The sequence below is a fragment of the Salinifilum aidingensis genome (genome assembly GCF_054782015.1).
Genome location: NZ_BAAGTH010000002.1, coordinates 196,481 through 220,395, shown reverse-complemented (window position 1 = coordinate 220,395; position 23,915 = coordinate 196,481). Strand labels below are relative to the sequence as shown.

General features: G+C 72.9%; 21 protein-coding genes. 12 read left to right on the top strand and 9 right to left on the bottom strand.

Annotation, left to right across the window (positions count from 1 at the left end; translation table 11 throughout):
- Positions 1–30: 30 nt before the first annotated feature.
- Positions 31–993: a LacI family DNA-binding transcriptional regulator gene (locus ACYVJE_RS04050; protein WP_461143322.1), complete on the top strand. Its 963-nt coding sequence runs from the start codon at positions 31–33 to the stop codon at positions 991–993.
- 66 nt (positions 994–1,059) lie between these two features.
- Here ACYVJE_RS04050 and ACYVJE_RS04045 read toward each other — a convergent pair whose 3' ends face one another.
- Genes ACYVJE_RS04045 through ACYVJE_RS04030 form a run of 4 tightly spaced genes read right to left on the bottom strand, consistent with a single transcriptional unit; the run spans position 1,060 to position 5,189 of the window.
- Positions 1,060–1,812 carry an N-acetylmannosamine-6-phosphate 2-epimerase gene (locus ACYVJE_RS04045; RefSeq protein ID WP_461143321.1) on the bottom strand — a complete coding sequence of 251 codons (753 nt, stop codon included), beginning with the start codon at positions 1,810–1,812 and terminating at the stop codon, positions 1,060–1,062.
- Positions 1,809–2,756 carry an ROK family protein gene (locus ACYVJE_RS04040; protein ID WP_461143320.1) on the bottom strand — a complete coding sequence of 316 codons (948 nt, stop codon included), beginning with the start codon at positions 2,754–2,756 and terminating at the stop codon, positions 1,809–1,811. Before ACYVJE_RS04040 ends, ACYVJE_RS04045 begins: the two co-directional genes overlap by 4 nt.
- On the bottom strand, positions 2,753–3,682 hold the full coding sequence (locus ACYVJE_RS04035) for a dihydrodipicolinate synthase family protein (RefSeq protein WP_459159681.1): 930 nt from the start codon (positions 3,680–3,682) through the stop codon (positions 2,753–2,755). Before ACYVJE_RS04035 ends, ACYVJE_RS04040 begins: the two co-directional genes overlap by 4 nt.
- Positions 3,683–3,719: 37 nt before the next feature.
- On the bottom strand, positions 3,720–5,189 hold the full coding sequence (locus ACYVJE_RS04030; protein WP_461143319.1) for a sialate:H+ symport family MFS transporter: 1,470 nt from the start codon (positions 5,187–5,189) through the stop codon (positions 3,720–3,722).
- Between the two features lie 141 nt (positions 5,190–5,330).
- Between ACYVJE_RS04030 and ACYVJE_RS04025 the strand changes: the two genes are divergently transcribed.
- A complete protein-coding gene (locus tag ACYVJE_RS04025; protein ID WP_459159683.1) occupies positions 5,331–6,044 on the top strand; it encodes a FadR/GntR family transcriptional regulator in 714 nt (237 codons plus the stop codon).
- Positions 6,045–6,081: 37 nt separating this feature from the next.
- Here ACYVJE_RS04025 and ACYVJE_RS04020 read toward each other — a convergent pair whose 3' ends face one another.
- Positions 6,082–6,855 carry a VOC family protein gene (locus ACYVJE_RS04020; protein WP_461143318.1) on the bottom strand — a complete coding sequence of 258 codons (774 nt, stop codon included), beginning with the start codon at positions 6,853–6,855 and terminating at the stop codon, positions 6,082–6,084.
- Between the two features lie 173 nt (positions 6,856–7,028).
- Positions 7,029–7,568, bottom strand: coding sequence for a class I SAM-dependent methyltransferase (locus tag ACYVJE_RS04015; RefSeq protein ID WP_461143317.1), 540 nt, complete (start codon positions 7,566–7,568; stop codon positions 7,029–7,031).
- Between the two features lie 200 nt (positions 7,569–7,768).
- On the opposite strand from ACYVJE_RS04015, the gene ACYVJE_RS04010 reads away from it, so the two are divergent.
- Positions 7,769–9,760, top strand: coding sequence for a cation:proton antiporter domain-containing protein (locus ACYVJE_RS04010; RefSeq protein WP_461143316.1), 1,992 nt, complete (start codon positions 7,769–7,771; stop codon positions 9,758–9,760).
- 210 nt (positions 9,761–9,970) lie between these two features.
- Positions 9,971–10,417: an XRE family transcriptional regulator gene (locus ACYVJE_RS04005; RefSeq protein WP_459159687.1), complete on the top strand. Its 447-nt coding sequence runs from the start codon at positions 9,971–9,973 to the stop codon at positions 10,415–10,417.
- A gap of 147 nt (positions 10,418–10,564) precedes the next feature.
- Here the strand turns inward: ACYVJE_RS04005 and ACYVJE_RS04000 are convergent, their stop codons facing one another.
- Entirely contained in the window at positions 10,565–11,269 is a 705-nt protein-coding gene (locus ACYVJE_RS04000; protein WP_461143315.1) for a TetR/AcrR family transcriptional regulator, read from the bottom strand.
- Between the two features lie 210 nt (positions 11,270–11,479).
- On the opposite strand from ACYVJE_RS04000, the gene ACYVJE_RS03995 reads away from it, so the two are divergent.
- Both ACYVJE_RS03995 and ACYVJE_RS03990 read left to right on the top strand, forming a co-directional pair.
- Positions 11,480–14,203, top strand: a complete 2,724-nt coding sequence (locus ACYVJE_RS03995) for an MMPL family transporter (protein ID WP_461143314.1) — start codon at positions 11,480–11,482, stop codon at positions 14,201–14,203.
- A gap of 18 nt (positions 14,204–14,221) precedes the next feature.
- A complete protein-coding gene (locus tag ACYVJE_RS03990; protein ID WP_461143313.1) occupies positions 14,222–16,180 on the top strand; it encodes a YhgE/Pip family protein in 1,959 nt (652 codons plus the stop codon).
- A gap of 148 nt (positions 16,181–16,328) precedes the next feature.
- Here ACYVJE_RS03990 and ACYVJE_RS03985 read toward each other — a convergent pair whose 3' ends face one another.
- Positions 16,329–16,916, bottom strand: a complete 588-nt coding sequence (locus ACYVJE_RS03985; protein ID WP_461143312.1) for a helix-turn-helix domain-containing protein — start codon at positions 16,914–16,916, stop codon at positions 16,329–16,331.
- A 79-nt stretch (positions 16,917–16,995) separates the two neighbouring features.
- Here ACYVJE_RS03985 and ACYVJE_RS03980 point away from each other — a divergent pair, with 79 nt between their 5' ends.
- From ACYVJE_RS03980 to ACYVJE_RS03960, 5 genes are all read left to right on the top strand, one after another.
- Positions 16,996–18,015, top strand: a complete 1,020-nt coding sequence (locus tag ACYVJE_RS03980) for an NAD(P)/FAD-dependent oxidoreductase (protein ID WP_461143311.1) — start codon at positions 16,996–16,998, stop codon at positions 18,013–18,015.
- Between the two features lie 205 nt (positions 18,016–18,220).
- Positions 18,221–18,367 carry a hypothetical protein gene (locus tag ACYVJE_RS03975; RefSeq protein ID WP_461143310.1) on the top strand — a complete coding sequence of 49 codons (147 nt, stop codon included), beginning with the start codon at positions 18,221–18,223 and terminating at the stop codon, positions 18,365–18,367.
- A 365-nt stretch (positions 18,368–18,732) separates the two neighbouring features.
- Positions 18,733–19,695: an NAD(P)/FAD-dependent oxidoreductase gene (locus tag ACYVJE_RS03970; RefSeq protein ID WP_461143309.1), complete on the top strand. Its 963-nt coding sequence runs from the start codon at positions 18,733–18,735 to the stop codon at positions 19,693–19,695.
- Positions 19,696–19,937: 242 nt separating this feature from the next.
- Positions 19,938–20,315, top strand: coding sequence for a DUF2255 family protein (locus ACYVJE_RS03965; RefSeq protein WP_461143308.1), 378 nt, complete (start codon positions 19,938–19,940; stop codon positions 20,313–20,315).
- Positions 20,316–20,504: 189 nt separating this feature from the next.
- Positions 20,505–20,969 carry a PPOX class F420-dependent oxidoreductase gene (locus ACYVJE_RS03960; protein WP_461143307.1) on the top strand — a complete coding sequence of 155 codons (465 nt, stop codon included), beginning with the start codon at positions 20,505–20,507 and terminating at the stop codon, positions 20,967–20,969.
- Positions 20,970–20,984: 15 nt separating this feature from the next.
- Here ACYVJE_RS03960 and ACYVJE_RS03955 read toward each other — a convergent pair whose 3' ends face one another.
- A complete protein-coding gene (locus ACYVJE_RS03955) occupies positions 20,985–21,590 on the bottom strand; it encodes a TetR/AcrR family transcriptional regulator (RefSeq protein WP_461143306.1) in 606 nt (201 codons plus the stop codon).
- Between the two features lie 189 nt (positions 21,591–21,779).
- Here ACYVJE_RS03955 and ACYVJE_RS03950 point away from each other — a divergent pair, with 189 nt between their 5' ends.
- Complete coding sequence (locus ACYVJE_RS03950) at positions 21,780–23,738, top strand: primary-amine oxidase (RefSeq protein ID WP_461143305.1); 1,959 nt, start codon at positions 21,780–21,782, stop codon at positions 23,736–23,738.
- Positions 23,739–23,915 lie beyond the last annotated feature (177 nt).

Here is a 23,915-nt window from a genome sequence, read left to right as displayed (position 1 = left end):
TGGAAGCGGGAAGCCGACGAGGGGAGTGGAGTGACCGTCAACATCCACGATGTCGCGGCGCGGGCCGGGGTGTCCGTGGCGACGGCCTCGCGCGCGTTGTCCGGTCAGCGCGGCGTGCGCGCCGAGAACCGGGAGAAGGTCCGCGCGGCCGCGCGCGAGCTCGACTACGAGCCGGACGTCGTCGCCGCCGCCTTGCGCAGCAGGACCACGCACACCATCGGCATGGTCGTGCCGGGCATCGCCAACCCCTTCTTCGCCACGCTCGTCGAGTCCGTGGAGGAGCAACTGCACGGTGGGCGGCGCAGCCTGCTGCTGGCGAACTCGCACTACGAACCGGAGACGGAGCAGCGCCAGGTCCGCGCCCTGCTGGACCGCCGGGTCGACGCGCTGATCATGATCCCGTGCCACCGGCAGCGCAGCGCCGAGGCCGTGCGGACCGCCGCCGCGCGGGTCCCCGTCGTGCAGCTCGACCTGCGGGTGGACGGCTTCAGCGGCAGCTGGGTCGGCGTGGACAGCGAGGCGGGCATCGTCCAGGTCCTGCAGCACCTCACCGCGGTCGGCGCCGAGCGGCTCGTGTTCGTCGGCGCGCAACCCACCGACTCGGCCGCGCAGGCCCGGCTCGACGGGTACCGGCGCGCGGCCGGGGACTCCGGTGACGCCGTCCTGCTGGGAGACTTCAGCAAGGAGTGGGGCGAGCGGGCCGCGGAACAGCTCCTGGCCGAGGGGCTCGCCGACGCGATCGTCTGCGGCAACGACACCATCGCGCTCGGCGTGCTGGGCGCCCTGAACCGGCGCGGGGTGCGGGTGCCGGACGACGTCCGCGTGACCGGCTTCGACGACATCCCGTACGCGGAGCTGGCGCAGCCGCAGCTGACCACGGTGCGCCAACCGCAGGCGCAGATCGCCGCCGAGGCGGTCCGGATGCTCTCCGAGGGGCGAGCCGACCGGCGCATCGCGGTGTCCCCGGAGCTGGTCGTGCGCACCTCGGCCTGATCGCGGCGAGCGCGGCCGGCGGCGCTCCGGGCGGAGCCCCCGCGGGCAGCTCCCCCGCGGGGGAGATCACCGCTCGGGCGGCACCGCGTCATCGCCGTGCGCGCGCCCCAGCCCCGCCGCGAACCGGCTCGTGATCCAGGTGGGGTCGGTGATGGCCGTGCCGACGACGACGGCGGTCGCTCCGGCTGACACGGCCGCGGCCGCATCGCGCGGGTGGTAGTACCGTCCTTCGGCGACGACGGGGATGTCGGGAAGGGTTCTGCGCAGGTGCGCGACCAGGTCGAGATCAGGTGCGCGCGGCCGGGGCTGCGGTGCGATGTTCCCGGACAGGGTGGTCGCGATCAGGTCGGCCCCGGCCTCGGCGGCCGCGATCCCCTCGTCCAACGTGGACACATCGGCCATCACCAGTCGCCCGGCACCGTGCACTGCCCGGACGGTGTCACCGAAGACCGCACCGTCGGGACGGGGGCGGTCGGTGGCATCGGCGGCGACCACGTCGGCTCCGCTCTCGACGACGGACAGCGCAGCCCGCACGGTCGGGGTGATGTAGACGCCGTCGGTGCCGTCCTTGGTCAGCCCGATCACCGGGACGCGCACGGCCTGCGCGATCGCAGCGACGTCCGCGGCTCCGCCGACCCCTCCGCAGCGGATCGCGGCCGCACCCCCGTCCTCCGCGGCGCGGGCCATCCGCACCACGGTGCTCGTGTCGCGCAGCGCGTGATCGCTGCCCGCTTGGCAGGAGACGACCAAGCGCTGGTCGATGTGCTGCAGAAGACGCCGCAGCGTCCTCCCCCGGTCTGGTGTGGACGAGTCCATCATGTCCTCTCCGCGGGTGTTTCGCGTGCGAGCAGGGCGGCACCGATGATCGGAGCGTCCGTGCCGAGCTGCGCGGGATGCACCGGTATCGCTCGGCCGGGCGGGCGGACCTCGGCCCGCAGGGCGTTCGACAGCGGGTGCAGGAACTCCGCGCCGATCTGGGCGGCACCCCCGCCGAGGATCACGGCGTCGAGGTCGAACGCGGTGGCCATCCCCGCGAGGCATCGCCCCAGCAGGGTGGCCGCACTGGTGATCGCGGTGCGCGCGTCCTCGTCACCGGCGCGCATCCTGCTGGCCACCTCCGGCAGGCCGGGGACGTCGGCAGCGCCGCAACGGGCCGCGTAGTCGGCGGCGATGGCGGGCCCGGCCACCACCGCTTCGAGGTGGTCCCGGCGCCCGCAACCGCACGGGATCCGCCCCCGGGCCGGGACCAGCACGTGCGCGACTTCCCCCGCGCTGCCGTGACCGCCGCGCACCAGCCGGCCGTTGCGCAGCAGGGCCCCGCCGATCCCGGTGCCGACCGACAGGTGCAGGGCTTCGGCGCGGTCCCGACCGGCTCCGGCGGCGGCTTCTCCGAGAGCCATCACGCGCACGTCGTTGTCCACGGCGGCAGGAAGACCGGTGCGCCGTTGCAGGCCGGCGCGCACTGCTACCCCGGCCCAGCCGGGGACGGTGTCGGTGGCCGAGCTCACCACGCCCTCGACGGGGTCGATGATCCCCGGCGCGCCGACACCGACCCCGCTGATGCCACCACCAGCGGCCAGGTCGCCGATCAGGGTCGCGGCGGTGTCCAGCACCGCCTGCCCACCCGCGGTCGGCGTCGCCGCGCGCACGCTGCGGACCACCTTTCCTGGCGGTTCCACGAGACCTGCCGCGATCTTGGTGCCGCCGATGTCGACGCCGATCGCGGGCGCGCGTTCCGCGTCGGTCCGTTCCGCGCGGGTCACAGCAATCCCGCCGCTTCCAGTCGGGACCGCACGCACCGGGTCTCGGCCTCGTCGAGCGGGAACTGCGGTGGCGCCGTCGTCGCGTGGTCGATGATCCCCCGCAACTGCAGGGCTGCTTTGAACGCCCCGAGGGCGGAGGACCCCCGTCCCATCCGCGCTGCCTCGCCGGCGTCGACGAGTCCGAAGAGGGCGATCAACCGCTCCTGCTCCGCGGCCGCGGCGTCCCACTCGCCCGCTGCGCAGTACTCGTACAACCGCGCGTACCCGCGGGGGTCCACGTTGGCGAGGCCGGGCACGGCACCGCGCGCTCCCATCCGGAGCGCCGCGTCGGTGGTCAGCTCGGATCCGGTCAGCACGCTGAAGGGGGCGGGAGCCGTCTGCCGCGCGGAGAGGACGAGACGCCGGAGGGCACCGTCGTCGCCGCTGGAGTCCTTCACCCCGGCCAGCACGCCCTCGGCTGCCAGCCGCACGAGCATGTCGGTGTCGAGTTTGGTGTGCACCGACACCGGTAGGTCATAGGCGTAGACGGGGAGGTCGGTGCCCTCGGCGACCGTGCGGAAGTGCCGCTCGATCTCGGCGGGGTGGGTGCGGGTGTAGAACGGGGCGGTGACGACCAGCCCGTCGCAGCCGACCTTCGCCGCGGCACGCGCGTGGTCGAGCACGCGGAGGGAGGTCATGTCGATGGCGCCTGCCAGCACCGGCACTTCGCCCGCGGTGCGGGCCACCACGGTCTCGAGGACCTGTTGGCGGTGGTCGTCGGGCAGGAAGGCGACCTCGCTGGTCGAGCCGAGCGCGAACAGGCCGTCCACTCCCCCCTCGAGGAGGAAGTCGACGAGGCGCTCCAGGGAAGGGACGTCCACCGTCCAGTCGGGATTCAGCGGTGTGCACACCGGGGGTACGACTCCGTGCAGTGCTTCGGCGTTCACTGTGGATTCCTCGTTCTTCTCGTTCGTGCCGCGCGGTTCAGTCCCGCGCGCTGGCAGTTGTGCGGGATGCGGTCATCGCGCTGGCGTCGATCGCATCACGGCTTCGCACGGCGTCCGGCCGCAGCAGGCGCTGCAGCCGCGTCGGGGCGTCGATCCCGATGAGCACGATCACCACGAGGGTCAGGGTGAACGAGATCACCGCCAGTGCGGTGCCCAGGCTCATCGTCGAGGCCAGGCCAGCTCCGAGCACGGGGGCGACGGCCCCGCCCAGAGCCCCCACGTTGTAGGTGAAGCCGAGTCCGGCCGCCCGTGAGTGCACGTCGAAGTAGCCGCCGATCCACTTCGGAAGCAGACCGGCGATGCCCTGTCCGAACATCTGCTGGGCGAACAGCAGCGCACCGAGTGCGACGAGGCTGCGCCCGCCGATCAGGAACACGGGGAAGATCAGCAGTTGCGAGATCAGCAAGCTGCCCCAGTAGGCGCGCGCGGTGCCGAAGCGGTCCCCGGTGAAGCCGGCGACCCAGCAGCCCGCGGCCGCGCCGAGCCCCGAGAAGGACAGCACCGCACTGGCCTCCGCCGCGCTGTAGTCGAGGCCGGACTTCAGGTAGGTCGGCAGCAGTGACTGGATCGGCCAGGAGTACAGGAAGGCCGCGAACACGATGATCATCACCATCACGCCCACCGGCCACCGTGGACCGTTGAACTGCACCATGTAGGCCACGAACACCGCGGCGGCCATCACGCCGAGCGCGCCGGTCAGCACCGGCTCGGTGACCGTTCGCGTGAAGATCAGGGTCAGCGCCGCGAAAGCCGCGGCGGCCAGCAGGAGGTTGGTCGGTGCGCGGCGCCCGCGGAAGAGCACGCTCAACATCGTCGGCTGCTTGGAGTGCGCGGTGTTCTGCGCCCAGTCGTGCGACTCCGGCAAGCTGCGCCGCAACCAGAGCGCGACGGCGATCGGCGCGAGTCCGATGTAGAAGAGGGAACGCCAGCCCAGCGCCGGGACGACGACCTGGTACGCGCCCGCGGCGACCACGGTGCCGAACGAGTAGCCGGAGATCAGGAAGCCGCTGGCCTTGTTGCGCATGTGGCGGGGCCAGGACTCGATCACGTACGTGGAGCTGGCCCCGTACTCGCCGGCCATGCCCAGCCCGATCATCAGGCGCGCGGCGAAAAGCACCCCGTAGGAGGGAGCGAGTCCGCAGAAGAGCGTGCCCACCGAGAACAGCCCGATGCTGAGGACCATCGCCATCCGCCGGCCGAAGCGGTCACCGAGCGCCCCGAGCGCCATGCCGCCGGCCCACCGGGAGATGAACGCTGCGGAGATCAGGCTGGCCGCCTGCACGGTGCTCAGGTCGAAGGTCTCGCTGATCTCGGTCAGCACGAGAGTGATCAGCACGAAGTCGAAGCCGTCGAGCAGGTAACCGAGCCAGGCTGCCAGGAACGACTTCCACTGCGCACCGGTGATCTGGCGGTACCAGCGCACGTGCGCGCTCGCGTCCTCGCTCACAGCTCCTCCTCCCGCTCGCCGGCCACGAGCCTCGCGATCGGGGACGTTGGACGTGGGACGTCCTATGTTGGGCGGTACACTAGAGCGCAGCCGAGGAGCTGTAAAGAGCCGCGAGCGGATCGACGACGGGAGCTTTCGAAGATGACGAGCACGATCGGTGAACATCCCCGCCGGGCAGCCCTGGACCCGCTGGCCGAGCAGATCCTCACCCTGATCCACGAACGGGGACTGCGCGTCGGCGACTCCATGCCCACCGAGCTGGAGCTCATCGAGGAGCTGTCCGTCTCCCGCAACAGCGTCCGCGAGGCCGTCCGGGCCCTCCGCGCCCTCGGCATCGTCGACATCCGCCACGGGCACGGCACCTTCGTCGGCGAGGCGCCCCTCCACGCCCTCTCACCCGCGCTGACCTTCCGCGCTCTCGCCGACCGGTCTTCCGAGGACCTGGGCGGGCTGCGCGACCTCGTCGACATCCGCGAACTGGTCGAGGTCGGCGTGGTCGAGCGGCTCGTCGGCGCGCTGCCTGACGAGACCCTCGACCACCTGGCAGCCCTGTGCGACGAGATGGAGCGCACCGACCTGGACCCCGACGTCGACCGGGAGTTCCACCGGACGCTCCACGCCCGCCTGGACAACCCCCTGGTGGGGCAGCTCGTCGACGTGTTCTGGGACTCCTACCACGCAGCGGAGGACGCTCTCACCCTGCCCGCGGCCGCCGACAGCGCCCGCACGGTCGCCCAGCACCGCGCGATCGTCGAGGCGCTCCGCGCCGGCGACTCCCGCCAGCTGCGCACCGCCATGCTGGAGCACTTCGCCGACATCAAGGACCGCCTCGACCTCGGTGCTCGCAGGCGCTGAGGGCCCGCGCGGGCGCCGGCCCGGCGCCGCGCGTTCGCTATCGGCTTCCGCCGCCGGGCGCGCCCACCTGGAACTCGGCGCCGAACGGGTCGGTGATGTCGGCGAGCCGCCCGTAGATCATGTCGAAGGGCGCCTCGGCGGCGCCGCCCGCGTCGACCGCCCGGCGGGCCGCGGCGTCGGCGTCGTCCACCTGGAACAGCGTCCCCCAGCGGGAACGCCCGGCGGCCGGGTCGCCGAGGATGCCGCCGATCTCGTGGCCGTCGGGCCGTCGCAGGAACGCGAAGTCGGTGTCCGGCATGTCCGGGTTGGCGTCCAGCGTGAAACCGAACGTCGCGGCGTAGAAATCACGTGCGGTCGCGGCGTGGGGCGTGACGAGGTCGTTGCGCAGCAGGGCGTTCGGTTCGTTGACGATCTGGCTGCCGATGTGCGCCGCGGCCTGCCACAGCCCGAACTGGGCACCGGTGGGGTCCGCGATCACGGCCATGCGGCCCTGGTCCATCACGTCCATCGGGCTGACCAGCACCGTGCCGCCCGCGTCCTCCGCCCGCGCGGTGGTGGCGTCGCAGTCCTCGGTGGCGAAGTAGACGTTCCACCAGAACTGCTCGGCTCCCTCGTCGGGGTTCGGCATGATCGCCGCGACGGGTTTGCCGCGCAGCAGGCACAGCGTGTACTGCCCCACCTCCTCGGAGCCCACGGCGAACTGCCAGCCGAACAGCGCCCCGTAGAAGTCCATCGCCCGGTTGAGGTCCGGGATGCCGAGGTCGATCCAGGTGGGAGTGCCCGGCGGTTGTGCGGTGGTCAGCTCGCTCATCGTCGTCCTTTCGCCGCGGTCGCGTGCCGACGACGATAGGTGCGCGCCCCCGCGGCCGCAGCTTCGGTCGGACCGCACCTCGAGAACATCGGCCGTGCGCACACCGCTGCCGCCGAGCGGCGGTGCGCCCCGCCGGGGCGACGCCACCGGGGCGGTGCGCCCGCGGCAGCGCGTCAGCGGATGTGCACGGACACCGCGTAGGCGCCGTCGGCGAACGGCGCGCCCTCCCAGGTGGCGAAGCGTTCCGCGGGGGTGAGTCCCGCGGCCTTCGCGTGCGCGTCGTAATCCGCCAGCGAGTAGCCGCGGTCGAGGCTGAACCCGGCGACGAGCCGACCACCCGGTGCCACGTGGCGCGCCGCCCCGGCGACCAGGGCCTCCTCGGTGCCCGGCGTGGTGAACAGCGGGACGTTGCCCGCCAGGACGACGAGGTCGAAGGTGCGCTCCAGGGCGAGCTCGGCCAGGTCGGACTGCACCCAGGTGATGTGCGGTGCCTTGCTGCGCGCGGTGGCCAACATGGACGCGTCGACGTCCGTGCCCACGACCTCGACGCCGCGGCGGGCCAGTTCGACGGCGACCCGTCCGGTGCCGCAGCCGGCGTCGAGGACGCTCGCGGGCCGGTAGGACAGGACGAAGTCGGCTTCTCCGTGCACGTGGTGGCCCGCCGCCGCCAGGTCGTCGAACCGGCTCTGGTACTCGTCTCCGTTCCAGGACATGGAGCTCCCCTCGCTGCTCGTCGCCCTGAGCCTACCGAGTGGCAGGGCCGCGGGCGGCAGGGAGGTGCTGGGGCTCGCGCGCCGCGCCGGCCCAGTAGCGGGCGCTGGCCTCGCTCGTCGGTTCGATGTCGGCGGAACCGCGCCGTTTGCGCCCCGGCGGGTGTTCCGGTGCACTGTCCGGCACCCGCAGGGGAGGAGTGGTGCACGTGCTGCTGGCGGCGGGGGAGAGCCCCACGTACCTGGGGCCGGTCGTGGCGCTGCTCGTCGCCGCGGGCGTGATCGGCTACCTCAGCGTCCGGCTGCGGATCGTGCCGATCGTCGGCTTCCTGCTGGCCGGTGTGCTCATCGGCCCGCACCAGCTGGGCCTGGTCTCCGACACCGCCACGGTCACCGCCGCGGCCGACATCGGGGTCATGCTGCTGCTGTTCACGATCGGGGTGGAGTTCTCGCTGGAGCGGCTCGCCGCGATCAAGGCCATGGTGCTGCTCGGCGGCGGCGTGCAGGTGGTGGCCACCACCGCGCTGACCGCGGCCGCGGTCGCCGCGTTCGGCGTCGACGTGCGCACCGCGCTGTTCACCGGATTCCTGGTGGCGCTGTCCTCGACCGCGATCGTGCTCAAGGTGCTGTCGGCCTCGGGGCGCACGACGCGACCGGTGGGCCGTTCGGCGATCGGTGCGCTCATCTTCCAGGACCTCGCCGTGGTGCTCATGGTGCTCGTCGTGCCGCTGCTCGGAACCGGTGGCTCCGGCGGTGGGCCGTGGGAACTGCTGCGCGCCCTCGGCACGGCCGCCGCGGTGCTGGCGGTGGTGCTGCTGGTGGCGCGGAAGGTGATGCCGCCGCTGCTGGAGCGCGTGGCGCGCACCTGCTCGCCCGAGGTCTTCCTGCTCACGGTCGTCGCCATCGGCCTGGGGACCGCGTACCTCACCTCGCTGGCCGGGGTCAGCGTGGCGCTGGGCGCGTTCCTGGCGGGACTGGTGGTCAGCGAGTCCCGGCACAGCATCCACGCGTTGAGCGAGGTGCTGCCGCTGCAGATCGTCTTCAGCGCGACGTTCTTCGCGTCCATCGGCATGCTGCTGGACCTCGCCGCGCTGGCGCGGATGTGGTGGCTGGTGCTGCTGCTGGCGCTGGCCGTGGTCGTGCTCAAGGCGGTCGGTGCGCTGGCTGCGCTGCTGGCCGTGCGCATGCGGTTCCCGACCGCGCTGGCCGGGTCGCTGCTGCTGGCGCAGATCGGGGAGTTCTCGTTCGTGCTGCAGCGCTCCGGCAGCGAGGCGGGGCTGAGCCCGGCCGGGCTCGGTGCCGCGGGTGAGCAGGTGCTCATCGCGGTTACCGTGGTGCTCATGATCGCCACTCCGGCACTGGCCTGGGGCGGCGACCGGCTGGGCCGCGCCGTGTCCGCCCGCGGTGCGGGGGAGGCCGCGGCCGCACCGGAACCGGGCGGTGGGGACACCGCTGCCGGGGTGCTCATCTCCGGTTGGGGCCCGGTGGCCGAGAGGCTGGCGCGCACCCTGGCCTACCGCGGCGTGCCGGTCCGGGTGACCACCCTCGGCCCGGACCTGGCCGCGGCGGCGGAAGCGGCCGGGCACACCGTGGTGCGGGGCGATCCGGTCAAGGAGCACGTGCTGCGCGACGCGGGCCTGCACACCGCGCAGCTGGTGGTGATCTGCGAGAACGACGCGGAGGACGCGGCGCACATCGCCACGGTGATCCGCCAGTTGGCACCGTCGGTGCCGATCGTGCTGCGCCCGCGCGACGAGGCGGACGCGCCGACGCTGGCCCCGGCCGGGGTCGATCGCGTCGTCGACACCCCGCGTGCCGTGGCCGAGCCGTTGACTTCGGCGGTGCTGCGGCACCTGGGACTGGCAGAGGCCGGGCGGGGCCATCCCGACCCCGGGGTGATCCTCGACTTCGCCCCGCGAAGCGGTGCGGAGTGCCCGCACACCGGTGAGATCCGACCGGTGCTGCCGAGCAGCGCCGGCTGCCTCGACTGCCTGCGCGCGGGCAGGAGCGACTGGGTGCACCTGCGCACGTGCCTGCGTTGCGGGCACGTCGGCTGCTGCGATTCCTCGCCCGGTAGGCACGCCTCCGGGCACAGCGCGGCGGCCGGCCATCCGGTCGCCGCCTCGGCCGAACCGGGGGAGACGTGGGCGTGGTGCTTCTTCGACCGCACCGAGATACCCCGGCAGGAGCCCTGATCCGGAGCCCGGGGAGGTGCGGGCCCCGCCGCCCCGGGAGCCCCGCCGCACCGGGATCGCCGTGCTCGCGGTGCGGTGGCCGCGCAGGCGCGCGGATCGGTGTGCGCGTGCTGCGACCGAGTACCATGGACGCGTCAACAGCTGTTGGCGCGTGGTAAGACCGGTCAGGCGCGGTGCCGAGGGGTACCGAGGAAAAGGAAGCAGGACGGAGTGTCTGAGCGGAGTTTCGCCGAGAAACTGACCCATCTGATCCAGACCGTGCACCCTCCGGACCGGCGGCCGTACTCGTACCGGGAGATCGAAACCGCGATCAAGGACCACCCCGGAGCGATGACGGCCGCCTACGTGCAGCAGCTCGCCAACGGCAAGCAGCCGAACCCCCGCAAGAACTACATCGAGGCGCTGGCGTGGTTCTTCGGCGTTCCGGTCGGCTACTTCTTCGACGACGAGGCGGCCCGCCAGGACGGCGCGGGGAGCGAGGGGGCGACCGGCCGGCGCGAGACCGAGGAGGGGCGGCTCGTGCGGCGCCTCCACGCGCTCAGCCCCGAGCACCGCAACGCCGTGTCCACCGTGATCGACCAGCTCGCCGAGCACGAGCGGCAGCACCGCGGACGGGGGCGCCGGGGCAGGCGCTCCACCGCCGGTGACGAGGTGTGAACGAGCCCGCGAGCGCGGGAGGGCGGGGCTGACCGGTCGTTCGCCGCCGTTCTGCGCGGTGCGCCCCGCGTGCAGGTCCACTGAGGACTTCCGGTGCCGGTGGTGCCGGATCGGCCGCGGCGGGCTTGCCCAGCGTCCGCGACAGCCTCAGCGCGTCTCGTCGTCGCGCAGTTCGGTGAGGCTGTGCACCAGCTGCGGCAGGGTGCGCATGATGGTGGCGCGCGCGGTCCGCTCCGGATCGTCCGCACCGGACAGCACCGCGTCCTGCATCGTCGCTTCGAACTGGTCGAGCAGGATCTGGGTCAGCTGCTCCGCCCCCACGGAGAACCGCAGTCCGATGGAGGCCATCGCCGTGTCGATGAGTTCGGCGAGCTGCTGCTGGAAGGCGTGCTTGACCTCGAGGAAGCGCGCGGCCACCTGCGGTTCGCGCATCGCCAGCAGCCGGAACTCGGTGTTGAGCAGGCACCACTGGCGGGCCTCGGGCTGGCTGGCGAGCAGGTCGGCGATGACCTCCTCGATGAGTTCGGGCTCGGGTTTGCCCTCGGCGCGCCGCAGCGGGGCGATCGCCTCGTGGAACTCCTCCCGCAGCGCCTGCAGGCGGGCGTGGTGCTCGCGTTCGACGAGCGCCAGGAACAGCTCTTCCTTGCTGCCGAAGTTCGAGTAGAAGGCGCCGCGCGTGAAGTCGGCATCGTCGGTGATCGCCTCGATGGAGGTGCCGTTGATGCCGTGCGCGCAGAACTGCCGGTAGGCGGCGTCCAGCAGCCGCTCGCGCGTCCGGGCCCGGCGCGCGGTCTCGCGCGTCCGGGCGGCGCTCGTGCCGGTCTCGGGCGCGGCCGGCCTGCTCTTGCTCAAACCCGCGTGTCCTTTCCTGCGGCGGTGCTCGGGCGTCGTGCCCCGCCTCTCTGCGTGGCGCCCATGGTATCCGATACGGCCCTGCATCAGATACAAATATGTATCGGATACGATTCCGTATCGAGGTGGAAGATCGTACCTCGCCCGGGGGCGCCGACGGCGTTCCGGGAGTTCGGGATCGTCCGGCGTGACCGGCGGTAGGAGTCTGGCGTGTCGTCTTTCTTGTACTCACTGGGCCGCAGGGCCTTCGCGGCCCGCAGGACCGTGCTCGTGGTGTGGTTGCTCGTGCTCGCCATCACGGGCAGTGCGGCGGGACTGTTCAGCGAGGAGATGGACAACAACGTCACCATCCCCGGCACCGAGGCGCAGCAGGCGCTCGACCGGCTGTCGGTGACGTTCCCGTCCACCAGCGGTGCCGCCGGGCAGCTCGTGGTCGTCGCGCCGGAAGGCGAGAACGTGCGCGAGCCCGCCGTGCGCCAGCAGGTCGAAACGGCCGTCGACGAGCTCGAACAGCTCGACCACGCAGCGCAGGTCGTCTCGCCCTACCAGGAGGACCTCGGAGGGGCGATCAGCGAGGACGGTCGCGCCGGGTTGATCAACGTCCAGCTCGACGTCCAGACCACCGCCGTCAGCGACGCCACCAAGGACAGGATCGCCGACATCGCCGGCGATCTGCAGCAACGACTGCCCGCGGGGGCGCAGGCCTCGCACGGCGGGGAGATGTTCGCGCAGGAGTTCCCCGGCCTGAGCATCGTCGAAGTGATCGGCCTGATCGTCGCCGTCGTCGTGCTGGTGATCACGCTCGGTTCGTTCGTGGCCGCGGGGATGCCGCTGGTCAACGCCCTGATCGGCGTAGGCATCTCCACCACGTTGATCCTGCTGGCCACGCTGTTCGGCTCGATCAACGCGACCACCCCCATGCTGGCGCTGATGCTCGGCCTGGCCGTGGGCATCGACTACGCGCTGTTCATCCTCTCCCGCCATCAGCAAGAGCTCGCCGAAGGCGTACCGCCGCAGGAAGCGGCCGCCCGAGCGGTGGCCACCGCCGGCTCGGCGGTGATCTTCGCCGGACTGACGGTGATGATCGCGCTCCTCGGCCTCGGCGTGGCCGGGATCCCGTTCCTGACCACGATGGGTGTGGCCGCCGCCGGCGGTGTGGGGATCGCCGTGCTCGTCACGCTCACGCTCGTGCCGGCGCTGCTCGGCTTCGCCGGCGGTCGGATACGCCCGCGTGCCCGCGCGGGGCGGCGCAGCTCCGGGAAGCAGCCGGTGGGCACGCGCTTCTTCTCCGGCTGGGTGCGGGCCGTGACCCGGTTCCCCGTCGTGACGGTGGTGGCCGTCGTCGCCGTTCTCGGCCTGGCCGCGGTGCCGGCCGCCGGGCTGCGGCTGGCCCTGCCGGACGCCGGTGCGATGCCGGAGGACGACCCGGCGCGGGTGACTTACGACCTCGTCTCCGAGCACTTCCCGGAAGGCTTCAACGGCCCGCTGATCGTCAGCGCCAACATCGTCACCAGCAACGATCCGCTGGGGCTGATGAACGACCTGAAAGCCGAGATCGAGCAGCTGCCCGGGGTGGCCGACGTGCCGCTGGCCACGCCGAACCCCACCGCGGACACCGGAATCGTGCAGGTGATGCCGGAAGGCGCGCCGGACTCGCAGCAGACGAAGCAGCTCGTCGAGGAGATCCGCTCGCTGCGCGGCCACTTCCAGGACGCCTACGGCGTCACGATCTCCGTCACCGGCTTCACCGCCGTCGGCATCGACGTCTCCGAGAAACTGGGGCAGGCCCTGCTGCCGTTCGGCATCGTCGTGGTCGGCTTGTCGCTGATCCTGCTGACCATGGTGTTCCGCTCCGTGGCCGTGCCGATCAAGGCGACGCTGGGCTACCTGCTCAGCATCGGCGCGTCGATGGGCCTGCTCAAGCTCGTCTTCCAGGACGGCTGGTTGGCCGACGCACTGGGTGTGAACAGCACCGGCCCGGTGATCAGCTTCATGCCGATCGTGCTCATGGGCGTGCTGTTCGGCCTGGCCATGGACTACGAGGTGTTCCTCGTCTCCCGCATGCGCGAGCAGTACGTGCGCACCGGCGACGCGCGCGGCGCGATCAACACCGGCTTCGTCTCCTCCGGCAAGGTCGTCACCGCAGCGGCGGTGATCATGTTCGCGGTCTTCGCCGCGTTCGTGCCCAGCGGGGACGCCAACCTCAAACCGATCGCGTTCGGCCTGGCCGCAGGCGTGTTCATCGACGCCTTCATCGTGCGCATGACGCTCGTCCCGGCGGTGCTGGCGCTGCTCGGCCGCCGCGCCTGGTGGATCCCGCGCCGCCTCGACCGGATGCTGCCCTCGTTCGACGTCGAAGGTGAGAACCTGCGCGAGGAGCTGGAACTGGCCGACTGGCCGCACCCGGGCGCGGACGACGCCGTGGCCTGCGCAGGGCTCGGACTGTCCGATCCCGCCTCGGAGGCTCCCGTGTACCGCGACGTGTCCTTCCGCCTGGCCCGGCAGGGCGCGCACGTGGTGCGCGGCCCCGGTGAAGTCGCCGTCACCGCGGTCCTGCTCACCGCTGCGGGGCGGATCAAGCCGGACGCCGGCAAGCTCAAGGTGCTCGGGCTGGCACTGCCGGCGCGGGCCTCGGCCGTGCGCTCCCGCGCGGCCTACGTCGACGTGGGCGAGTCCGGCCCCGAGGGAGTCGCCGAGGCGCTGGGGGAGAACCCGCAGCTGCTCGTGCTCGACCGCACCGACCGGCTCGCCGACGCCGCAGCGCGGCGGCGCGTCCAACAGCTCGTCACCGGCTCCCGCGCCGCCGTCCTGCTGGGCACGACGGGCACCGCGGACGCCCGCGACATGCTGCCCGCCCACGTGCCGACCGGTCTCACCGAGCTGCCCGAAGAGCAGGCGGCACCGACCCGTGCCCTCTCCGACGCGATCCGCTAGAAAGCTGAGGTCCTCGCTGTGCGTGCGCTACGAAACGGCCGCTCCCGGCTGTCGGTCTCGCTGACCCTCGTGGGCCTGCTGCTGGTCCCGGTGGCCATCACGGGTGTGCTGACCTGGGCACTGGGCCAGCCGCAAGACCGGATGGGTGGCGTGAAAGCGGCCATCGTCAACAACGACGACCCCGTCGAGGTCGACGGCAAGCCCACCCCGCTGGGGCGGCAGCTGTCGGCCACACTCGTCGGCGACGACATCGACGGCAACTACGACTGGGAACTCGCCAACCCCGAAACAGCCCGGGAGGGGCTGGACGACGGCACCTACGCCGCGGTGGTGACCATCCCGGAGAACTTCTCCGCAGCGGCGACCTCGTTCTCTGGTGACCCGGGCCAGGCCGAGAAGGCCACGATCGACGTGACCACCGGCGACCGCGGCAAACCGGCGGACGAGGCGATCAGCGGCGAAGTCACGCGGACCGCCACCCAGCTGCTCGGCGACCAGCTGACCACCACCTACCTGGACAACCTCTACATCGGGTTCAACACCCTGGGCGATCGGCTCGGAGACGCCGCGGACGGCGCCACGTCCCTGGCCGACGGCGCCCGGCAGCTGTCCGACGGAACGGAGCAGCTCGCGACCGGCGCCGACGAACTGGCCGGCGGCACGCGCCAGCTGTCCAACGGCCTGGGACAGCTCGACGACGGCGCCGCCCAGCTGTCGCAGGGCACGAGCGGACTCGCCGACGGTCTGGAGCAGATGCAGGAGCAGACCGCGCAGCTGCCGCAGCAGGTCGGCACGCTGGCCGACGTCTCGGCGCAGGAGAACCGAGGCGTGCAGCAGCTCAACACCCAGCTGCGGACCATGTCGCAGGACCTGTCCGAGATGTCGAAGGAATGTCCACCCGGGACCCTGCCGATCTGCAACAAGATCGCCGTGCAGGCCGCCAAGGCCGAGGCGCTCAGCGAGGGTGCCGGACAGGTCCAGCAGGCCAGTGACGGCATCTCCACCGGACTCGACGGGCTCGCCGGCCGCAGCTCCGACTCCGGGGGCGGCCTGCCCACCCTCGCCGGCGGCATCGACCGGCTCGCCGCGGGCGCGCAGCAGCTCGACGGCGGCGCCGGCCAGCTGTCCGACGGGCTCTCCCGGACCACCGGCGGTGCCGACCAGCTCGCCGACGGCGCCGACCAGCTCGCCGGCGGCATCCGGGAGCTCGACGGCGGCGCCGAGCAGCTCGGCAACGGTTCGGAGCAGCTGAGCCAGGGGTTGCACACCGCCGTCGAGGAGATGCCGAGCTATCCCGACGGTGAGCGCGATCAGCTCGCCCGCACCGTGGCCGACCCGGTCACGACCACCGGGGACAGCGGCGGTCTCGGCATCGGCACCTCCGGCGCGCCGCTGTACGCCGTGCTGGCGCTGTGGATCGGCGCGCTGGCCACGTTCCTCGTGCTGCGCGCGCTGCCCTCGGACGTGCTGCGCAGCACCCGCTCGGCCCCGCGGCTGCTGCTGGGCCGGTTCGGTCCGTCCGCCGGCCTGGCCGTCGTGCAAGGACTGCTGGTCACCGCGGTGCTGGGCCTCGTGCAGGACCTGTCGGTGGGCCAGTGGTTCAGCGCCGCGGGCCTGCTCACCCTCGCCGCCGTGGCGTTCACCGCGGTCAACCAGGCGCTGGCGGCCGCGTTCGGCGGGGCCGGGCGGTTCCTGTCGATGCTCGTGGCGCTGGCCGCCGTGGCCACCGGCGTGATCGCCGCCGTGCCGCGGGCTCTCGGCAGCATCGCCGCGGTGCTGCCGACGGGACCGGCCACCCGGGGACTGCGCGCGATCGTGGAAGGTTCGACCGTTTCGGCGGGCGGTGTCGTGGTCCTGGTGCTGTGGCTGCTGGCGGGACTGGTGATCAGCTTCCTGGTCGTGGAGCGCAGCCGCACCGTCCGGACGGCGGATCTGCGCTCCGGCGGCAGGCTCCGCGGCGCGACCGGAGCCGCCTAGGACGCGGGGGCGCGCCGGTGGTTCCGGGCGGATCCGCGTCCGCTCGGAACCGCCCGCTGCGACCGGCCGGCGGCGGTGCGGCCGCGCCCGGGTGGGCCGGTCGGGACCGCCGCGCCAGCCGGGTGCGCGTGCCGCAGGGCGCCGAGGGTCACCGGTCCCGCTCGGGGCGGGCGCGCAGGTGCGCGCGTTCGCCCTGCTTGCCGAACAGGCTGAGGAACTCCGCGGGTTCGGCGCCGGCCGCGTCGAACCAGTGCGGTTCGCGGGTGTCGAACTCGGCGGCTTCGCCGGGGGTGAGCACGAGGTCGTGCGCACCGAGCACCAACCGCAACCGTCCGTTGAGGACGTAGAGCCACTCGTAGCCCTCGTGGGTCTGCGGATCGGGCTGCTGCGGCTGGTCCCTCCCCGGGATGACGAGCTTGTACGCCTGGATGCCGCCGGGGCGGCGGGTCAGCGGGAGCAGGGTCATGCCGTGACGGGTGACCGGGCGCAGGTGGATGCGCGGGTCCCCGGTGGGCGGGGCGCCGACGAGATCGTCGAGCGTCACGCCGTGCGCTTTGGCCAGCGGGAGCAGCTGTTCGAGCGCCGGCCGCCGCTCCCCGGATTCCAGCCGCGACAGCGTGCTCACCGAGATGCCCGTCGTCTCCGACAGATCGGCCAGGGTGGTGCCGCGCTGCTGCCGCAGCGCGCGCAGTCGCGGTCCCACCGAGCCGAGAGTCCGGTCGAGGTCTTCCTCCATCCCATCAGTTTGCCATTCCGGCAAAGAACTTTGCCTCCCTTCTGCTCGCGGGAGCAGGGTGGTCGCGGAGGTGGTCGACATGACGGATCGATTGGCAGGAGACCACGAGGTGGTGGTCATCGGTGGTGGTGCCGCGGGACTGAGCGGTGCGCTGACGCTCAGCCGCGCCCGCCGCTCCGTCGCCGTGATCGACGCGGGCGTTCCGCGCAACGCACCGGCCGAAGGCGTGCACGCGCTCCTCGGCCGGGAAGGGACGCCGCCGGGGGAACTGCTCGCACGCGGGCGCGCGGAGGTGCGCGGCTACGGCGGGCACGTCGTCGACGGTGAGGTCACGGGAGCAACCCGTGAGGGCGACGGGTTCGCGGTGGTGCTCGGCGACGGGCGCACCCTCCGCGCACGCCGGTTGCTCGTGACCACCGGGGTGGTCGACGAGCTGCCCGACATCCCGGGACTGCCGGAGCGGTGGGGGCGCGACGTGCTGCACTGCCCCTACTGCCACGGCTGGGAGGTCCGCGACCAGCGCATCGGCGTGCTGGCCACCGGGCCGATGTCGGTGCACCAGGCACTGCTGCTGCGGCAGTGGAGCGCCGACGTCGTCTTCTTCCCGCACACCGGAGCGGACCCGACCGAGGAGGAGGCCGCGCGCTTCACCGCCCGCGGCATCCGCGTGCAACCCGGCGAGGTGGCAGCGTTGGAGGGCGGCGAGGACCGGCTGACCGGCGTGCGGCTGCGCGACGGCACCGTGGTGGCCCGCGACGCGCTGGCGATCGCGCCGCGCATGGTCGCGCGGGCCGGGTTCCTGGCCGAGCTCGGGCTGCACCCGGTCGAACACCCCGCCGGTGCCGGTGAGCACGTCCCCGCCGACGCGGCGGGACGCACCGACGTCCCCGGAGTGCGCGTGGCCGGCAACGTCACCGATCCTGCCGCGCAGGTCGGAACCGCCGCAGCGGCGGGCGCCGCTGCGGCGGCGCAGATCAACGCCGAACTGGTCACCGAGGACACCGACCGCGCGATGCGGGCCGACCGGGGCGTGTTCTCGCGAGCGAACGAGGCCCGCACGTGCGCGGTGGCGATGGGCCAGCGCCGCCACGGGGTGTGACCGGAGATCGTCGCAGGAGGTGCTGCGCGCTACCGACGGGACGCGGGCTCCGCCCGATCAGATGCGCGAGGTGGGCGAGGTCTTCGACGTGGACCCGGGGTCGTCCACCGCTCGCAGCTGCGCGCGGAGGAGCACGAATCCGTCGCCCACCGGAACGCGCGAAGATCCGGGCCGCGGTCGGCATCAAGCGGCGATTCCGTCCGAAGTGGACGAACCTGCGGCAGCCGGTGCGGGCGAGTTCTCCCCCCGTGCCGCGGCGGTGACCGCGGGGGTGGTGACGTTCGGCGCGTGGCGCGGTTCCACCTGCGCGGAGGGGTCGTTCTCGCCCGCGGCGTTGATCGAGATCTGGTAGGGTGAGCGTTCCCGCCGCTGATCGAGGTCGGCTGGCCGTGGGCCGCATCCGCGCGTGACAGGTGCGGATCTCCCGCGCACGTTCGGACAACCGGCACGGGGCGGTGGTGACCGCGTCGAGATCCGGCCGCGAGGCCGCCGGCCCGCCTCCGGGACAGCGGCCCGCGGACCCGTGCTGCCCGAGCTGGTCCTCGGCTGCGCGTGCTCGCCTGCGGTTCTGCTCGGAACTGCGTTGAGCGGCTTCAGCTGACGTCCCGGCGGGCGCTCGCGACCGTTGCCCGCCCTCGTCACGCGGTCGAGGTGCAGCAGGAACGGACGATCAGCCCGCCCGGTGCGCGGATGCGGGCGGAAGCGGAGAGGACAGGCATGGCGGCAGCGGATTACGACACCGTGGTGATCGGCGGCGGTGCGGCCGGGTTGAGCGCGGCCACGGTGCTCGGGCGGTCCCGTCGGCGGGTTCTGCTCGTCGACGACGGCGCACCGCGCAACGCGCCGGCCGAGCACCTGCACGGGTTCCTCTCGCGGGACGGCGAGTCCCCGCGGGAGCTGGGTGCGGTCGGCCGCGAGGAGGTGCGCCGCTACGGCGGCGAGTTGTGCGGCGAGCGCGTGGACACCGTCGAGCAGGGCGCGGAGAGCGGATTCGTCGTCCACCTCGCCGGAGGGCGCGCGGTGACGAGCCGGACGGTGCTCGTGGCGACGGGCTTGGTCGATGAACTTCCGGACGTCCCCGGTGTTCGCGAGCGGTGGGGGCTGGACGTGCTGCACTGCCCCTACTGCCACGGCCACGAGGTGCGCGACAGCGCCTTCGCCGTGCTCGGCGGGGAGAACCGGCCGTTCACGCTGCACCAGGCGCACCTGGTGCGGCAGTGGTCCGAGGACGTCGTGTTCTTCCCGGGCGGGATCGCGCTGGAGGAGAGCGAACGCGAGCGCCTGCAGGCCCGCGGGGTGCGGATCGTCGACGGCGAGGTCGCGCGAGTGCGCGCCGGGGGCAGCGGAGTGTCCGGTGTGGAGCTCGCCGATGGGCAGGTGTTCGCTCGTGAGGTCGTGTTCGTCGGCCCCCGGTTCGTCCCGCGCGACGACCTGCTCCGCAAGCTCGGGTGCGCGCTCGGCGACGACGGCTGGGTCTCCGCCGACCCCGCGGGGCGCACGAACGTGCCGGGGGTGTGGGCGGCCGGCAACGTCGTCGACAATCCGGCCCAGCTCATCAACGCCGCGAGCGCGGGCACGACCGCGGGGATCGGCCTCAACCACGAGCTGCTCGCCGCGGACGTGGACCGGGCGGTCGCTGCGCAGCGCTCGGCGGGGGCGTCGGTCCCGGACGGGGGGTGACGATCGGCGGCCCCGTCCCGGCCCGCTTCCACCCGGATCCGCTTCCGCGCCGGGCGCGGTCAGCTCGCTTCTGCGCGCAGCGGGCGCGGGGCGGGCCTCGCCCCAGCCCGTGGCGGTTCCCGCCGGCCGCCGGAGTCCTGCGATCAGCCGTTCCGGGGCCGACCATGGTGCGGGAGCGCGCCGCCCTCCCCGCCGGTGGGAAGGGCTGCACCTTCACCCAGGCGAACAGGGAGGCAGCGGGGATGACGACGTGGGACCCGGACGAGTTCACCAGGATCGCGCACGCCGACGAGGTGGAGATCGCCCCGCAGAACAGCGACGGCAGCGCGCGGGAACCGGTGCCGATCTGGGTGGTGCCGCACGGTGACGACCTCTACGTGCGTTCGTACCGCGGTCAGGACGGCGCGTGGTTCCGCGCGGCGCACGCCAGCGGCAAGGCGCACATCCGCGCCGGCGGGGTGGCTGCGGAGGTCGCGGTCGCCGAGGTGACCGACGACGGCATCAACGACGCGATCGACGAGGCCTACCGCAGCAAGTACCGAGCGCACCTCGACACCTACGTGCCGCCGATGCTCACCCCGCAGGCGCGCGGCACGACGCTGAAGCTCCTGCCGCGCTGAGCGGAGCGGCGAGACGGTGCGTCCCCGCGCGACGGGCGTTGTCGACGTGTCGTCGGTCGGTGGGCAGGTGTGCGAGGCTGCGGTGCAGGATCCGGGGGCGAGGCGTCGGCAGGAGCACGTCCGCCCGCCGGCGCACCGCGTCAACCCCAGTGAACACGGAACTCGCCGGAACGGGGGAGAGGTCACCGCATGCCACGCATCGCCACCGCCGAGCGCGTCGACTTCGACGCGCTGCTGGAGTTCCTGCGGCCGCGCCACCGCGCTCTGCTCAGCACCGCGCGCTCCGATGGCCGCCCTCAGATGTCCCCGGTCACCTGCGGGGTGGACAACGGAGGGCGCATCGTGATCGCGACCTACCCGGAGCGGGCGAAGGCGGGCAACGCGCGCCGCGATCCGCGGGTGTCGGCGTGCGTGCTCTCCGACGAGTGGGACGGCCCGTACGTCCAGGTCGACGGACGCGCCGAGGTGCTGGACATGCCGGAGGCGCTCGACGGGCTGGTCGAGTACTTCCGCTGCATCTCCGGCGAGCACCCCGATTGGGCGGAGTACCGCGAGGCGATGGCGCGGCAGAACAAGTCGCTCATCCGCGTCCACATCGACCGGTGGGGGCCGATCGCCACCGGGGGGTTCCCCGCGCGCTTGGCCGAGGAGTGAACCTCGTCCGCCGCGTCACTGCCGCGGCGCGCCGCTGAGCAGTGGTTCGAGGATGCCGTCGAGAACGGCCTCGAGGCGCTCCGGCGCGCTGATACCGGGCGCCATGGTGGCGTTCACCTGGGCTCCCATCAGCGCGGCGAGCAATGCGTCGGCCACGCGTTCGGCGGTGGTCCCCTCGGGGATCTCGCCGCTGTCGCGGCTTTCGCGCAGCCACCGCAGCATCCGCGCGCGCCAGTCGTCGAGCACCCGCCCGTGCAGGGCCGACATGTCCGGGTTGTGCAGCGCGCGGCCCCAGAAGCTCACGGCCACGCGGGCTTCGACGACGCGCTCCTCGTCCAGCGGCAGGATCTCCAGGCACAGCCGCCGCAGCGCGGTCAGCCCGCTCACCCCGTCGGTGGCGGTCTCGGCGCGCTGGTTGGTCCGGTCGTAGATGTGCTGGTAGGCGGCGATGAGCAGCTCGTCCTTGTTGCGGAAGTAGTGGGTGAGGGCGCCGTTGGCGAAGCCGGCTTCGGCGGCCACGTCGCGCATGGTCACGGCGTCGAGGCCGCCGCGGGCCGCGAGCCGCAGCACGGCGCTGATGATCGCGTGGCGGCGGGTCTGGTGGTCGACGAGTTTCGGCATCGTGGTCCGTTCCGGAGCGGTTGGGAGCAGGGTAGCGCGGCGGGAGTGCGGCACCCTTGTTTTTTCAACGGACGTTCGTAGAATAAAACTCGCACCGCGGTGATGTGCACCACACCCAGTCGGATATTCCGTTCCCGCCGGAGCTCCGCAGCGCGGGGACGTCGTGCACCGCCTCAGAGGAGACCAGCGATGGAATCCAGCACCACCACGCCCGCGAGCGCACCCGCCCACCCCCTCGACCGCCTGCGCGCCGCGGAGATCGACACCGCCCGGCGGATTCTCGACCGGGCCGGCCTGCTCGGTCCCGACACCCGGTTCGCCTACCTCGGCCTCGTCGAACCGTCCAAGCAGGAGATCGCCGAGCACGCGCCCGGCGACTCCGCGCAGCGCCGCGTGCAGGCGGTGCTGCTGGACACGGCTTCCGGTGCCGCGCGGGAAGCCACCGTCTCGCTCGCCCGCTCCGCCGTCGAGGCGGTGCGCGACATCGCGGTGGCGGAGGAGGGCCAACCCGCGATCCTCGGCGAGGAGTTCGCCGGCGTCGGCGACATCGTCGGGGCCGACCAGCGGTGGGCCGACGCCCTCGCGCGACGCGGCATCGAGGACCCCGCGCAGGTGTGCGCCTGCCCGCTCTCCGCCGGGGTGTTCGAGATCCCCGGCGAGCGGGGCAGGCGCATGATGCGCGTGCTCGGCTTCCTCCAGCACAGGCCCGCGGACCACCCCTGGGCGCACCCGATCGACGGGCTCGTCGCCTACGTCGACCTCGTCGACCGCCGGGTCGTCGAGGTCATCGACCACGCGGTGATGCCGATCCCGTCCGAGGAGGGCAACTTCGACGATCCCGCGGCGGTCGGCCCGCCGCGGGAGGACCTCCGGCCGATCGAGGTCGTCCAGCCCGAGGGGGCGAGCTTCCGCGTGGACGGTGATGTGGTGCGCTGGCACGACTGGAGCCTGCGCGTCGGCTTCGACGCCCGGGAAGGCCTGGTGCTGCACCGGATCTCCTACCGCGACGGCGACCGCGAGCGCCCGATCGTCCACCGCGCGTCCATCGCCGAGATGGTCGTGCCCTACGGCGATCCCAGCCCGGTGCGTTTCTGGCAGAACTACTTCGACGCCGGTGAGTACCTGCTCGGCAAGCAGGCGAACTCGCTGCGGCTCGGCTGCGACTGCCTCGGCGAGATCCACTACTTCGACGCCGTCGTCGCCGACGACCACGGCGAACCGCTGACCCTGGACAACGCGATCTGCATGCACGAGGAGGACTGCGGCGTGCTGTGGAAGCACTCCGACGTCTTCACCGGATCCCGCCAGGTGCGGCGGCAGCGCCGGCTCGTGATCTCCTTCTTCGTCACCGTCGGCAACTACGACTACGGCTTCTACTGGTACTTCTACCTGGACGGGAGGATCGAGCTGGAGTGCAAGGCCACCGGGGTGGTCTTCACCGGCAGCCATCCCGGCGGTGAGCACCAGTGGGCCGGCGAGGTCGCGCCGGGTCTGGCAGCGCCGTACCACCAGCACCTGTTCTGCGCGCGCCTGGACATGGCCGTCGACGGGCAGCGCAACGCCGTCGACGAGGTCGAGGTCCAGCGCGTCCCCGCGGGCGAGGGCAACCCGTACGGCAACGCGTTCACCCGCCGGGCGACGCGGTTGACCTCCGAGGGCGAGGCCGCGCGCCTGGCCGACACCGCGGCGGGGCGCAGCTGGCACGTGGTCAACGAGGCCGCCACCAACCGCCTCGGCCGTCCCGTGGGGTACCAGCTGCGGGTGCAGGGCTCGCCGCCGCTGCTCGCGGACGAGGACTCCGCGATCGCGCGCCGCGCGCAGTTCGCGACCAGGCACGTGTGGGTCACGCGCGCGGAGCCCGGGCGGCGGTGGCCCGCCGGCGAGTACGTGAACCAGAACCCGGGCGGCGCGGGCCTTCCCGCTTGCGCCGCCGAGGACCGGCCGATCGACGGCGAGGACATCGTCGTCTGGCACACGTTCGGCATGACCCACTTCCCGCGCCCCGAGGACTGGCCGGTCATGCCGGTCGACCGCTGCGGCTTCGCCCTCGAACCGGTCGGCTTCTTCGACCGCAACCCGACGCTCGACGTGCCCGAACCGGCCGCGGTGCGCTCCGTCGACAGCCGCGCGCGGGGCTCGTGCTGCTGAGCGGTCCGCGGCGGTACTCCGGTGGAGTGGTGCACCGGGAGCACCGGCGCGGCACCCGGTTCCCGCTGTTGTGCCCGCGGTCACACTGCGCCAGGCTGGGGCCGCACATCGCATGAACGGGTCCGAATGCGTCGGGACCCCGCGCCGCACGGCCGTGCGGCGCGGGGTCCCGGTCTG